Raw genomic sequence first — 12,922 nt, 5'->3', positions numbered from 1 at the left:
CCCCGACGAAAGTTCTCTTACGTGCGCCGAATCCTAGCAATCATTATCCCCGGTCTGCTGATGCTTACCGCCTGTGGCGGTTCTCCCGCAGCGGCACCGGAGCCCACCAGCCAGTCCGCTGGCGATACTGCCAAGTTCGACTCCCTGAAACTGACGGACAACGGGGACAAGAAGGCTCCCGGCGTCGATTTCGCCAAGCCGCTTGACGTCACGGAGCCCACGGTCAAAGTGGTCACCGAGGGAAGCGGCGATCGGGTCAAGGCGAACCAGGTAGCGAGCCTCTCGATCCTCGCACTGAGCGGAACCGACGGATCCACCCTGGAGGATACCTACGCCAAGGATCCTGAGCCACTCGAACTCAACGATGAACTCAAGACCGGCAACGCCATGATCTACAACGCGTTTGTGGGTGCGAAGGTCGGTTCTAGCCTCGCCCTCGCCATCCCGGGCCAGCCGGCCGCCGAGGGCACGCCGGCCCAGCCGACACAACTACTCGTCATCAAGCTGCTCTCCGCTGCGGACGTTACCCCGGCTCTCCAGAAGCCCGAAGGCGACGTCGTTACCCCGCCTGCCGGCCTCCCCACCGTCAAGGAGAACGACAAGGGCATTCCGGAGATCAACGTCGATGGCGTTGCGGCTCCGACGGCACTCGTGTCGCAGGACCTGATCAAGGGTAAGGGTGCGGAGGTCAAGGCGACCGACACGCTCACCGTCAACTACGTGGGCGTCACGCTCGTGGGCGGCACCAAGTTCGACTCGAGCTTTGACCGCGGACAACCTGCCAGCTTCGCGCTGACAGGAGTCATCCCGGGCTGGACCCAGGGCCTGACAGGTAAGACCGTCGGCTCCCGTGTCCTCCTGGTGGTTCCCAAGGACCTTGCCTATGGTGACGCAGGCCAGGGCCAGGCCAAGGGCGACCTTGTCTTCGTCGTCGACATCCTCGCCGCACACTAGCGGCAAACAAAGCATCCGATTCCAGACATCACCCACCTCAATCAAAGGAGCAACCATGTCATTTGGTCAGCGCAATTTCGACCGCCAGAAGCCTGAAATTGACTTCCCCGAAGGCGATGTGCCCACCGAACTGGTCATCACCGACCTCATCGAGGGCGACGGCGCCGAGGCCAAGGCCGGCGATACCGTCTCCACCCATTACGTGGGTGTCGCCTGGTCCACCGGCGAGGAGTTCGACGCTTCCTGGGGCCGGGGCGCCCCGCTGGACTTCCGGGTCGGCGTCGGCCAGGTCATCCAGGGCTGGGACCAGGGCCTGCTGGGAATGAAGGTCGGCGGACGCCGCCGCCTGGAGATCCCCTCAGAGCTTGCCTACGGCTCCCGCGGCGCCGGCGGGGCAATCGCACCCAACGAAGCGCTGATCTTCGTGGTTGACCTCGTGGGCGTCCGCTGACCTTAGCCGCAAGAGGCGGAGCCACCTAATTCGGAGCCGCAATAGGCACGCCAGCACCGGAGGCGCGGTAACTTTCAGGATCTGTTCCTGTAGTTTCCGCGCTTCCTGCGTTCCTGCGGGGTTTTTAGTAACGTTGCAGAGTGTCCGCATCCCGTACTGAACGCCTGCTGAATCTGCTGATCGCACTCCTGAACACCAAATACGGCCTGCGCCGCAGTGAGCTGCGGGAAAAGGTCTACCACGACACCTCCGGCAACGATGTGTCGTTTGGCCGGATGTTTGAGCGGGACAAGAACGAGCTTCGGCAGTTCGGGTTCGAGGTGGAGACCGTCACGGACCTGGGGTGGAGCGAGGACGATCCCGCCACCACGCGCTACCGGATCGGCAAGGAGTCCAACCGGCTGCCGGACGTACAGCTCAGCCCGGGGGAGTGGACCGTGCTTCTCCTGGCATCTCAGTTGTGGGAGCGCGCCGCCCTGGGCAGCGCCGCCGAAAACGCCCTGCGGAAACTCCAGGCCTCCAGCGGCCTGGCCGACGTCGAACTTCCCGTCGGCGTGCAGCCCCGGATCAAACCCGCCGGCCAGGCCTTCGATGACCTAGTCGCCGCCATGCATGCCCGGCACCCGGTCAGCTTCCCTTACCTGGCCGGTACGACGGGCAGCGAAGAACAGCGGACTGTGGAGCCCTGGGGCCTGGGGAGCCGATTCGGCCAGTGGTATCTTGCGGGCTACGACCGCTCACGTCAGGCGCTGCGCCATTTCCGGCTTTCGCGGATGACCCGCGCCGTCACCGTGATGGACAAGGAGAAATACTCACCCCCGTCGAATTTCAATATCCGCGAAGACCTGGACGCCCTACCCGAACTGCCGCTCCGCGCCGCCGTCGTGGATGTCCGGTCGGGGCGGCTGCTGGGACTGCGTCAGCGCGCAATTCCCGTGGACAGCCCGCGTACGGACAAGCACGACGACGGTTTTGATCGTCTGCAGCTTAACTTCAGGGATGCAGAGGTGCTTGCCGAGGAATTAGCCTCCTATGGCCCGAACGCGGTCGCCGTGGCGCCTGAGGAACTCGTGGCAGCTGTGCGCCGAAGGCTGCGTGAAGCCGCCGATTTCTGCTCGGCTCCCATCCCGGCATTCGACCTGGCCGATGCCTCCCACGCCAGGACAGCCCGGAAAAGGACCTCCGAAGATCAGCTCAAGCGCATGCTCCAGCTGGTCCCGTTCCTGGTCCACAACCAGGGACTGCACATCCAGGAGGTTGCCGGGCGGTTCGGGATCACCCGCAAGGAGCTCGAGGAGGATCTGCAGATCCTTATCTGTTCCGGGCTGCCGGGCGGATACCCGGACGACCTGCTGGATATCCAGTGGGAAGACGACCACGTCTACATCACCCAGGACCTGGACCTCAACAGGCCCGTCCGCTTCACTGTGGAAGAGGCCTGCGCGCTGCTGACGGGCCTGGAGACACTGAACGGGCTGCCGGAACTCGCTGAAGGCGGCGCCCTTGAATCCGTCACCCTGAAGCTCATGGCGGCCGCCGGGGAAGAAGGACTGCGCGCCGGGGCGCTGGCAGCGCCGGAGGTCAGCCCTGCCGATTCCGCCATCCTGGATACTGTCCGTCACGCTATCGGCAGGCGGGCGCAGCTTCACCTCGTCTACCTTTCCCCGCAGCGTGACAAAGTTTCGGAGCGCGACGTGGACCCGCTGCGCCTGTATTCGCTGGACAACACCTGGTACTTTGAGGCCTTCTGCCACTCTGCGCAGGGGCTCAGGAACTTCCGGCTTGACCGGGTGCAGGAGCTGAAGCCAAACGGCAGGCAGGTATCCTCCCGGCTTGCTCCCGCCGAAGGATTCCCGGCCAAACTGTTCACCCCGAGCGATGACGACACCATTGTGACCGTCCAGCTCACCAGGCAGGGCGCGGGCCTGGCGGACGACTATTACGCGGAACGGACGGCGGGTCTTCCGGACGGCGGCCTGGTGGCTGAGATCCGCTTCGGCAACACCGCGTGGCTTCCCATGTTCATCGCCCAGCACGGGGGTGCCGTGCGCATCCTGGAGCCGGCGGAACTGGCGGAATCGGCACTCGAATGGATCGAAGCGTCATTGGCCAGGTACGGCGGCTAGACTTCTCAGCATGCCTTGGTGGACTTGGATACTAATCTGGATAGCGCTCGTTGCACTGTCCCTGCTTTTTTACCTCCTCTTGGGGATCCGGCTGTTTCGGCAGTTCATGGCAACGGTCAAGGACCTGGGCGCCGCGGGAGAGAAACTGGGGCACCTGGCCCCGGCATTGCCGCACGTCGACGAGCCCCGGTCGGCGGATGCAGCACAGCCCGGTTCTGCCGTTTTTGCCTCGCCCGCCCGGATGCGTCATGATTACCTCACATCCAAGTCATCCCGCCGGGAAGACCGACGCCTACGCCGGGTCCTGCGCAGGACCGACAGGGGACAGCCGCAGTCGCTTGGCGATCTGGACTTCACTTAGACGTAGGATGTATTAAGAGGAAAGGACTTCCCGTGGGAAAACTCTTTGATGGCCCCTGGCCAATCGTCATTATCATTATCGTGGCTTTGCTGCTCTTTGCCGCGCCCAAGCTTCCTGCCATGGCGCGCAGCCTTGGCCAGTCCATGCGGATCATCAAGTCCGAGGTCAAGGAAATGAAGAACGACGGCAAGACCGAGTCCACTGACGCAACGGGGCCGGTGGAGGGCAGGGTCGTCAACCACCCGCAGGCCAAGCCCGCCGAGCCCGCTGACGGCACCGACGTTCCGCCGTCGAACCGCGCCTGACGACAGGTGGCACTGACGAGGGGCCGTAAATCCAACCCTGAGGGTCGGATGGCTCTTTGGGACCACCTCAAGGAGCTGAAAAACCGGCTGATCAAGTCCGGCATCGGCATCCTGATCGGCGCCATCGGCGGCTGGATAGTCTACAATCCGCTGCTGGCGGCGTTGAAGGAGCCCGTCGACCGGATCTCCCAGCAGACCGGCGGCGTCTCGTCGGTCAATTTCTCGAACATCGGCTCAGCGTTCGACTTCCAGTTGCAGATGTCGCTCATCATCGGGCTGGTCATCTCCAGCCCGATCTGGATCTACCAGCTGTGGGCGTTCATTACACCTGGCCTCACCAGCACTGAACGCCGCTACACCCTTGGCTACATGACGGCCGCCGTGCCGCTGTTCCTGACCGGAATCTGGGCGGGCTGGCTCGTGGTGCCCCAGGTTGTCCGTGCGCTTACCCAGTTCACGCCGGCCGGGTTTTCAAACATCATCGATGCCCGCGACTACATCGACTTCGTCACCCGCATGGTGCTGGTCCTCGGCTTCGCCTTCCTCGTTCCGGTAGTCCTTGTGGGCATCAACATGGCCGGAGTGGTCAGGGGCCGGACCATCCTGAAAGCCTGGCGGATTACGGTTTTCGTGGTGTTCGTTCTATCTGCCGTTGCAGCCCCCGGGGCTGACGCCATCTCGATGTTCATGCTCGCAGGTCCGCTGCTGGTCCTTTATTTTGCTGCCATCGGCATCTGCATCATGAATGACAAACGACGCGATCGGCGGGTGGCCAAACAAACCGCTGAGACGGAGGCGACGGCGGACGTCGCGACGCCGGGCAGCGAACTGAAGAACCTCTAGCCCGGGGCACTAGGCTTGGTCTATGTCCTCTATTTCCGGGCCGCTCTCCTCGGGGCCATTCCCTGCCGGTCCAACTGATCCAGCACCCCTGTCGCCTGCTGAGAGATACCGGGCCAGTGCGGAGCGGACGGCCGAGGCCGGCACGTACCTGGGCGGTTTTGTCCGCACCCTCGACTTTGCCCTTGACGACTTCCAGCGCCAGGCCTGCCTTTCCCTGCAGGCCGGCAGGGGAGTCCTGGTTGCCGCACCCACCGGCGCGGGGAAGACAATCGTGGGTGAGTTCGCCATCTACCTGGCCCTGGAGCGGAATCTCAAGGCCTTCTACACCACGCCCATTAAGGCGTTGAGCAACCAGAAGTTCACTGAGCTTTCCGATAAGTACGGGCCGGAAAATGTGGGACTGCTAACCGGCGACACCAGCATCAACGGCGACGCCCCGGTGGTGGTCATGACCACTGAAGTGCTCCGGAACATGCTCTATGCAGATTCCGACACGTTGGATGACCTTGGCTTCGTCGTGATGGACGAGGTGCACTACCTCGCGGACCGCTTCCGCGGCGCGGTCTGGGAGGAAGTCATCATCCACCTTCCCAGTGAGGTACAGGTGGCGTCCCTGAGTGCCACGGTGTCCAACGCTGAGGAGTTCGGGGCCTGGCTGGACACGGTGCGTGGCGACACGGACATCATTGTCTCCGAGCACCGGCCCGTGCCGTTGTGGCAGCACGTCATGGTGGGCCGGGAGATCGTAGACCTGTTTGCCGGCGAAACCACCTTCGATGAAATCGCCCCGCCGGCAGAAACTGAGGACGGCATGGCTTCGGCTGTGCCCGTCGCCGTCGGGGCCCGGGACAGCTCGGCAGGACGGGGGTTTGAGGTGAACCCGGACCTGCTGGCTATGGCCCGGAGCGAAAGCCAGCAGAGCTTCCAAGGACGCTTTGGCCACGGGGGACGGAGCCAGCGCCGCCAGCACCGCCAGCGCGGCGATGACAGGGGTCCCCAGGGGGCCCAGCCTGTCGGCGTACGGAGGGCCAGCCGTCCCCAGGTGATCGCCAGCCTGGACCGGCAGGATCTGCTGCCGGCCATCACTTTCATCTTTTCCCGGGCCGGTTGCGATGCGGCCGTGGCGCAGTGCGTTTCATCCGGGTTGTGGCTGACCACGGAAAAGGAACAGCGGATTATCGCTCAGCGCGTTGACGAGGCCGGCCAGGACATTCCGTCCGACGACCTGGACGTCCTGGGGTTCTGGACCTGGCGTGACGGCCTGCTCCGGGGTTTCGCCGCGCACCACGCAGGCATGCTTCCGACGTTCAAGGAGGTGGTGGAGAAACTCTTCGCCGAAGGTCTGATCAAGGCTGTTTTCGCCACTGAAACCCTGGCCCTGGGAATCAATATGCCGGCCCGTTCGGTGGTCCTGGAGAAGCTGGACAAATTCAACGGTGAAGCCCATGTGGACATCACCGCGGGGGAGTATACGCAGCTGACCGGCAGGGCCGGGCGGCGCGGCATCGACGTCGAAGGCCATGCAGTGGTGCTCTGGCAGCCTGGCACTGATCCGGCAGCTGTGGCGGGCCTGGCGTCAAGGCGCACCTATCCGTTGAATTCAAGCTTCCAGCCCACATACAACATGAGCATCAACCTCCTGGCGCAGTTCGGACGCACAAGGGCCAGGGAAATCCTTGAATCCTCCTTCGCCCAGTTCCAGGCGGACCGTTCAGTGGTTGGCCTCGCCAAGCAGGTCCGGAGCCGGGAGGAATCCCTGGCCGGCTATGCGAAGTCCATGACATGCCACCTGGGCGACTTCACGGAGTATGCCAGGTTGCGCCGGGAACTGTCCGACGCCGAGAATGTCACGTCCCGTACGAAGTCCCGTGCCCGGAAGTCCCTCAACGACGATTCCCTTGCGCGGTTGCTTCCAGGGGACGTGGTGGATGTGCCCGGCGGCCGGGCCCCAGGACCTGCCATTGTGCTCAGCTCCGACCACAGCAGCCGTGAGCCCCGGCCGGCTGTCTTGACGCTGGACAACCAGCTCCGGCGGATCGGCACGGACGACCTTGAAGGGCCCATAGCACCCCTAACGCGCATCCGGATCCCGAAATCCTTCAACGCGAAGGTCCCCAAATCCCGCCGCGACCTTGCGTCGTCGGCCAGGAACGCACTCCGGGAGAACCGCCCGCCGGCGCCGACCAGCAGCCGCAACAACGACTTCGGTCTTGCAACCGCACTGCCGAACCAGGAAAAGCGGATCGCCGAACTGAGCCGCGCACTCCGGGCACACCCCTGTCATGGCTGCAGCGAGCGTGAGGACCATGCACGGTGGTCCGAGCGCTGGTGGAAGCTGCGGAGGGAGACCGACGCTTTGGTCCGCCAGATCCAAGGCCGGACCAACACCATCGCCAAGACGTTCGACCGGGTCTGCGATGTCCTCTCCACGTACGGTTATCTGGAACCCTCCGCGGACGGCCGGCTTGTCATCAGCGCGGACGGACAGCGGCTGCGGCGCATCTACGGTGAAAAGGACCTGCTGATTTCGCAGTCACTCCGGCTCGGTGCCTTCAATGACCTGGACGCCGCCGAAGTGGCCTCCCTGGCGAGCATCCTGGTGTACCAGGCCAAGCGTGAGGACCGTGGGCTCAGGCCAAGGATGCCCAGCATTTCCCTTGAAACGTCGGTGGACGTGGTCATCCGGGAATGGTCCGCACTGGAGGATGTGGAGGAACAGAACAAGCTTCCACTGACGGGCGAACCCGAGCTTGGGCTGGTGTGGCCCATGTACAAATGGGCCCGGGGAAGGCACCTCCAGGAAGTGCTCAACGGGACTGACCTGGCCGCCGGTGACTTTGTCCGGTGGGTCAAGCAGGTCATTGACCTCCTCGACCAGCTTGCCAAGATCCCCGGGCTTGAGCCACGCCTGGCCAGGCTGTGCTCCGAAGCCATATCCCTGGTGCGGCGCGGCGTGGTGGCATACTCCTCCGTCCTGTGATTCGCCCGTCCTGATTTCCCCCTGCTCTCTTTCACCACCTACGCTGAGGAGTTCTTGCCAGCATGACCCATGCACCTTCTTCCGATCCGACCTCGAACAAGCGGAATGTGGTGCTCTACCGCAACGGTTCGGTTTACACCGCCGCGGACCCGTTCGCCACTGCCATGCTGGTCGACGGCGGCACCGTCGCCTGGGTGGGCTCGGAACAGGCGGCTTCATCCATCGCCGACGATTCCATGGAGATCATCGATCTCCGCGGAGCACTGGTGGCGCCGGGATTCGTCGACTCCCACCTCCACCTCACCGAAACAGGCATAGCGCTGGATTCGCTGCAGTTGGGTGCGGTGCGCTCCGCCGGGCAACTGCTGGATGCCGTGGCCTCGTCAACGTCCCAGGGGCCTGTGTTGGGGCATGGCTGGGACGAGTCCACCTGGGATGATCCTGCCCTGCCAAGCGCTGACGAGCTCGAGCGGGCTGCTGGCGGCAGGCCTGTGTACTTATCCAGGGTGGACGTCCATTCGGCATTGGTCTCCTCCTCGCTTGCGGCCAGCGCGGGCCTTGCGGGCCTCGACGGCTTCTCTGCCGGGAGCCAGGTCAAGCGTGCCGCCCACACGGCAGCACGCCAGTCCACACGCCGCCTTCCCGATGATGCCCTGCGGGCGTACCAGAAGCGGGCGCTCGGGAACGCCGCCGAGAACGGGTACGTTGCCGTCGTCGAAATGGCGGGACCACACATCGGCGGGCTATCCGATCTCCGCATTGCTGCTTCCTGGAACCTCGGGCATGACGACGGAGCTGTGCCCGAAGTACTGCCGTACTGGGGGTCCTTGGTCGGCAGCGAGGAGCACGCCCGGGAAGTCCTAAATGGGCTTGGTGTCAGCGTGCAAGGCCTTGCCGGCGATTTGAACATAGACGGCTCTATCGGCTCCCGGACGGCGGCCCTCCGGTCGGACTACAGTGATTCACCGGGGGAGCGCGGCACCCTGTACCTTTCCGTGGAAGAGGCCGCCGCGCATTTGGCGGCCTGCTCGCTGCTTGGCGTCCAGGGCGGATTCCATGTGATTGGCGACGCCGGCCTGGACGCGGCGCTGGACGCCCTTGACCTCGCTGCAGCCGAAGTTGGTGACCAAAGGATCCGTGCTGCCGGTCACCGTTTTGAACACGTCGAAATGGCTGATGCCCGCGCCGTGGAACGGCTCGCACACTATTCGATCACAGTCAGTGCCCAACCCGGATTCGACGCTGCCTGGGGTGCGGTCGGCGGGCTCTACGACCAGCGCCTTGGCAGCCGAAGCCGGGCCATGAATCCGTTCGCTTCCTTCTACTCGGCAGGAGTTCCCATCTGTTTCGGCAGTGACAGCCCGGTCACGCAGCTGCTGCCCTGGTCCAGCGTCCGGGCATGCCTCGAACACAACAACCAGGAGGAGCGGATCTCGGCAAGGGCGGCATTCCTTGGGCACACCCGCGCCGGGTGGCGGGCCGCGAAGTACCATAATCCGATGGCAGGACAGCTCGTCCCGGGTTCGCTGGCAAGTTTCGCGGTATGGGACGCGGAGGAACTCATGGTCCAGGTGGCGGACGGCCGGGTACAGTCCTGGAGCACAGATCCCAGGGCACGCACACCCCTGCTGCCGGCCCTGGACACGGGCCGCGATCCTGTCTGCCTTCAGACAGTGCGCGATGGCGAGGAGCTGTTTGCCAGTCCCGCATTACGCTCCTGAGGATGCCGGGCAGGGCATCACCCTATAATAGGTAGTTGCGCCTGTCAGCCAGCCCACCGGCTGTGCATCAGTCGCTCCGACCGCTCCCATCCAGGAAAGGCTCCCAGTGCGCGTCCTTACCATCATTCCCACTTACAACGAGCTGGAATCGCTGCCCAAGACACTTCAACGCCTCCGGGCGGCGGTACCGGCGTCGGACGTTCTGGTAGTGGACGACAACAGCCCGGACGGCACCGGCCAGCTGGCTGACGGCATCGCTGCCGAAGACGGCCAGGTCCACGTACTGCACCGCAAGGGCAAGGAAGGCCTGGGCGCCGCCTACATCGCCGGATTCCGCTGGGGATTGGACGAGGGGTATGACATCCTCGTGGAAATGGACGCGGACGGTTCACACCAGCCCGAGCAGCTTCCCCAGTTGCTGGAAGCCGTGGAGCAGGGCGCCGACCTGGCCATGGGCTCCCGCTGGGTGGCAGGTGGCAGCGTGGTGAACTGGCCGCTTTACCGCCAGGCGATTTCCCGGATCGGCAGCACTTACGCACGCCTCATGCTCGGCCTGAAGATCAAGGACGTGACAGGCGGATACCGCGCCTTCCGCAGGACCACTCTCGAGAAGCTGAACCTGGACCAGGTGGACTCGGTGGGCTACGGCTTCCAGGTTGACCTGGCGTGGCGCGTGGCAAAGATGGGGCTCAGGATCGAGGAGCGCCCCATCACGTTCGTGGAGCGCGAGCTCGGTGCCTCCAAAATGAGCGGCAACATTGTTGTCGAGGCGATGATCAATGTGACCAAATGGGGCCTCGCGGCCCGCTGGGCCAAGTTGACCGGCAAGAAGCCTGCCGACGAAGCGTAACCCAAGCTAAAAGGGCCGCCCCTGCACCGTAACTATGGTGCAGGGGCGGCCCTTTCAGTTGCTGGGGCTGGCCCGGTCAAGCGTCAGTTGAAGGTCAAGCGTCAGTTGAAGACTAGGCGCTGCGCCGTTCGCCACGGCGTTCACGCAGGATGGTCAACCGGTCCTCAAGGATCTGCTCAAGCTCGGGGAGGGATCGCCTTTCCAGCAGCATGTCCCAGTGCGTACGGACAGCCTTCTCATTGCTGGTGTCCGGGCGTTCACCGTCAACCAGGAGCGCTTCCTTGCCGGTCTTGGAAACCCACACCGGCGGGATTTCCGCTTCCGAGGAGAAGGTAACGAAGACCTGCTCGCCGTCCTCGCACCTGTACTCGACACGCTGACGCGGAGCCGGCTCAACGCCCGACTCGGTCTCCATGCTCTGCGCGCCAAGGCGCATACCCCGCAGGCTGCGATCGCTCATGTTTTCTCCCTCTGGTCGGTTCGCGGAGCTGGGCTCCACGCTAGCCGGCAGCGACCAAACGCCGCCGGACTACTGTGTGCACTGTGCTGCATCATAAGATTCAACGCATTGCGAAGCATTGTTGTTCCAGCGGATCTGCTCCCGCCGGACAAATACCCAATTATACGGGATTATGGACCTGGAGACAAAATTTCCTGCCCGCTCAACCCGCGGGACGTCTCGGGCCAAGAGCGGCAGAAACAGGGGAGGGGGCCTTCACCCAAGTGAAGGCCCCCTCCCGATCTGTCCAGACCGGGCTCCGCTGTCGGGATTACGGCTGGTTGACGGGTTCGTCGTCGAACAATCCGCCGCTGCGCGGATCAGGGTTAGTGCCCCCCAAGGCGTTTCCGATGCCTTTAAGGGCCTCGCCGACCTCGCTTGGAATGATCCACAGCTTGTTGGATGACCCCTCGGCCAGCTTGGGAAGCGTCTGCAGGTACTGGTAAGCCAGCAGCTTCTGGTCGGGGTTTCCCTTGTGAATGGCGTCGAAGACCTTTTGGATGGCCTGCGCCTCACCGTCGGCGCGCAGGATGGCCGCCTTGGCATCACCCTCAGCGGCAAGGATTGACGCCTGCCGCTGGCCCTCGGCAGTCAGGATGGCTGACTGCTTCGTGCCTTCGGCGGTAAGGATGGCAGCACGGCGATCACGCTCGGCCCGCATCTGCTTCTCCATTGAATCCTGGATGGAGTGCGGTGGATCGATGGCCTTCAGTTCAACCCGTGAAACACGAATGCCCCACCGGCCGGTCGCCTCGTCGAGAACCCCCCGAAGCTGCCCGTTGATCTGGTCCCGGGAGGTCAATGCCTCTTCCAGGTTCAATCCGCCCACGACGTTACGCAGCGTGGTGGTTGTCAGCTGCTCCACGGCCTGGATGTAGTTGGCAATCTCGTAGGTGGCCGCACGGGGATCGGTGACCTGGAAATAGACCACTGTGTCAATCGACACCACCAGGTTGTCCTCGGTGATGACCGGCTGAGGTGGGAAGGACACCACCTGCTCCCGCAGATCCAGGAGCGGCAGGAGCCGGTCCACAAAGGGGATCAGGATGGTCAGGCCGGGATTAAGCGTCCTCTGGTACTTGCCCAGCCGCTCAACAACTCCGGCCCTCGCCTGCGGAATGATACGCACGGAGCGGACCAGGACAATAATCACGAACACAATCAGGACCACCAGCACAATGGCCACCGCGGCACCTCCAGCGTTATCCATACATCTCCTTATTCCCCAGTTGTTAGTGAAGCTGTATCTAGGACGGGTTGGCGGTTTCCGGCCGGGCGGAGACGACCGCCGTCGCTCCGTCAATTGCTGAGACCACTACCTTTTGGCCGGCGGCCAGGGCGCCGCTTTCGGAGCGTGCACTCCAGACGTCGCCGCCGATCTTCACGAGGCCGCCCATCGGGCTGACAGGCTCCATCACGAGGGCCTGCTCGCCGATGAGCCGGTCCACGTTGGTGCGTTGCTCGGAAGGTCCTTTTTTCAGGTGGCTGAGGGCCACCGGGCGGACAAACGCGATCATCAGCAGGGACACGACACAGAAGACGATGATCTGCAGCCAGAGGTCCGCTCCGGCAAAATCCGCGACGAGGGCAGCCAGCGTTCCGCCGCCGAGCATGATGAAGAACAAGTCGAGGGTGATCATCTCGATCACCGCGAAAGCGAGGAAAACAGTGAGCCACAATGCCCACCAGTTTCCGCCCAGCCATTCAAACATTCTGTCCCCCTTCGCCCTCCGTCCGGCCTGCGTGCCGCGGCGGCAGGCCCTACGGTAACTGTCCTTCCATCCTAGTCCGAACACGGTAGGGGCGGCGGAAAGCGAGGTACCGCTCCCGGA

12 protein-coding genes are annotated in these 12,922 nt (G+C 63.8%); 9 read left to right on the top strand and 3 right to left on the bottom strand.

The window, feature by feature from the left end; translation table 11 throughout:
- Positions 1 to 21: 21 nt before the first annotated feature.
- The 9 genes from QFZ40_RS09135 (at position 22) to QFZ40_RS09095 (ending at position 10,591) form a co-directional block, all read left to right on the top strand.
- A complete protein-coding gene (locus QFZ40_RS09135; RefSeq protein ID WP_306903989.1) occupies positions 22 to 954 on the top strand; it encodes an FKBP-type peptidyl-prolyl cis-trans isomerase in 933 nt (310 codons plus the stop codon).
- Positions 955 to 1,009: 55 nt separating this feature from the next.
- Positions 1,010 to 1,405: an FKBP-type peptidyl-prolyl cis-trans isomerase gene (locus QFZ40_RS09130; RefSeq protein ID WP_214959349.1), complete on the top strand. Its 396-nt coding sequence runs from the start codon at positions 1,010 to 1,012 to the stop codon at positions 1,403 to 1,405.
- A gap of 140 nt (positions 1,406 to 1,545) precedes the next feature.
- Positions 1,546 to 3,531 (top strand): helix-turn-helix transcriptional regulator, encoded by a 1,986-nt coding sequence (locus tag QFZ40_RS09125; protein ID WP_306903987.1) that lies wholly within the window; start codon positions 1,546 to 1,548, stop codon positions 3,529 to 3,531.
- A gap of 10 nt (positions 3,532 to 3,541) precedes the next feature.
- The gene (locus QFZ40_RS09120; RefSeq protein WP_306903986.1) at positions 3,542 to 3,892 is read left to right on the top strand and encodes a hypothetical protein; all 351 of its coding nucleotides are present in this window, start codon (positions 3,542 to 3,544) and stop codon (positions 3,890 to 3,892) included.
- A gap of 32 nt (positions 3,893 to 3,924) precedes the next feature.
- Complete coding sequence (gene tatA / locus QFZ40_RS09115) at positions 3,925 to 4,197, top strand: Sec-independent protein translocase subunit TatA (protein WP_306903984.1); 273 nt, start codon at positions 3,925 to 3,927, stop codon at positions 4,195 to 4,197.
- Positions 4,198 to 4,245: 48 nt separating this feature from the next.
- Positions 4,246 to 5,040, top strand: a complete 795-nt coding sequence (tatC, locus tag QFZ40_RS09110; RefSeq protein WP_306903983.1) for a twin-arginine translocase subunit TatC — start codon at positions 4,246 to 4,248, stop codon at positions 5,038 to 5,040.
- Positions 5,041 to 5,062: 22 nt separating this feature from the next.
- A complete protein-coding gene (locus QFZ40_RS09105) occupies positions 5,063 to 8,020 on the top strand; it encodes a DEAD/DEAH box helicase (protein ID WP_306903982.1) in 2,958 nt (985 codons plus the stop codon).
- A gap of 62 nt (positions 8,021 to 8,082) precedes the next feature.
- Positions 8,083 to 9,741 (top strand): amidohydrolase, encoded by a 1,659-nt coding sequence (locus tag QFZ40_RS09100; protein ID WP_306903980.1) that lies wholly within the window; start codon positions 8,083 to 8,085, stop codon positions 9,739 to 9,741.
- Between the two features lie 106 nt (positions 9,742 to 9,847).
- Positions 9,848 to 10,591 carry a polyprenol monophosphomannose synthase gene (locus QFZ40_RS09095; protein ID WP_306903979.1) on the top strand — a complete coding sequence of 248 codons (744 nt, stop codon included), beginning with the start codon at positions 9,848 to 9,850 and terminating at the stop codon, positions 10,589 to 10,591.
- A gap of 112 nt (positions 10,592 to 10,703) precedes the next feature.
- Here QFZ40_RS09095 and QFZ40_RS09090 read toward each other — a convergent pair whose 3' ends face one another.
- The 3 genes from QFZ40_RS09090 to QFZ40_RS09080 all read right to left on the bottom strand — a co-directional run bounded on the left by QFZ40_RS09090 (position 10,704) and on the right by QFZ40_RS09080 (position 12,802).
- The gene (locus tag QFZ40_RS09090) at positions 10,704 to 11,051 is read right to left on the bottom strand and encodes an RNA polymerase-binding protein RbpA (RefSeq protein ID WP_003802221.1); all 348 of its coding nucleotides are present in this window, start codon (positions 11,049 to 11,051) and stop codon (positions 10,704 to 10,706) included.
- Positions 11,052 to 11,361: 310 nt separating this feature from the next.
- Positions 11,362 to 12,300 (bottom strand): SPFH domain-containing protein, encoded by a 939-nt coding sequence (locus tag QFZ40_RS09085; protein ID WP_306903975.1) that lies wholly within the window; start codon positions 12,298 to 12,300, stop codon positions 11,362 to 11,364.
- A gap of 37 nt (positions 12,301 to 12,337) precedes the next feature.
- Positions 12,338 to 12,802, bottom strand: coding sequence for an NfeD family protein (locus QFZ40_RS09080; protein ID WP_306903973.1), 465 nt, complete (start codon positions 12,800 to 12,802; stop codon positions 12,338 to 12,340).
- Between the last annotated feature and the right edge of the window lie 120 nt (positions 12,803 to 12,922).

Source organism: Arthrobacter pascens, from assembly GCF_030816475.1.
In the GTDB taxonomy this organism is placed as follows: domain Bacteria; phylum Actinomycetota; class Actinomycetes; order Actinomycetales; family Micrococcaceae; genus Arthrobacter; species Arthrobacter pascens_B.
This window is presented reverse-complemented; position numbering and strand designations above follow the sequence as displayed.

Coding starts and splice junctions, on each gene's coding strand:
- QFZ40_RS09080 (WP_306903973.1), bottom strand. CDS start 12,802: ATGTTTGAATGGCTGGGCGGAAACTGGTGGGCATTGTGGCTCACTGTT.
- QFZ40_RS09085 (WP_306903975.1), bottom strand. CDS start 12,300: ATGGATAACGCTGGAGGTGCCGCGGTGGCCATTGTGCTGGTGGTCCTG.
- QFZ40_RS09120 (WP_306903986.1), top strand. CDS start 3,542: ATGCCTTGGTGGACTTGGATACTAATCTGGATAGCGCTCGTTGCACTG.
- QFZ40_RS09090 (WP_003802221.1), bottom strand. CDS start 11,051: ATGAGCGATCGCAGCCTGCGGGGTATGCGCCTTGGCGCGCAGAGCATG.
- tatC (WP_306903983.1), top strand. CDS start 4,246: ATGGCTCTTTGGGACCACCTCAAGGAGCTGAAAAACCGGCTGATCAAG.
- QFZ40_RS09105 (WP_306903982.1), top strand. CDS start 5,063: ATGTCCTCTATTTCCGGGCCGCTCTCCTCGGGGCCATTCCCTGCCGGT.
- QFZ40_RS09100 (WP_306903980.1), top strand. CDS start 8,083: ATGACCCATGCACCTTCTTCCGATCCGACCTCGAACAAGCGGAATGTG.
- QFZ40_RS09130 (WP_214959349.1), top strand. CDS start 1,010: ATGTCATTTGGTCAGCGCAATTTCGACCGCCAGAAGCCTGAAATTGAC.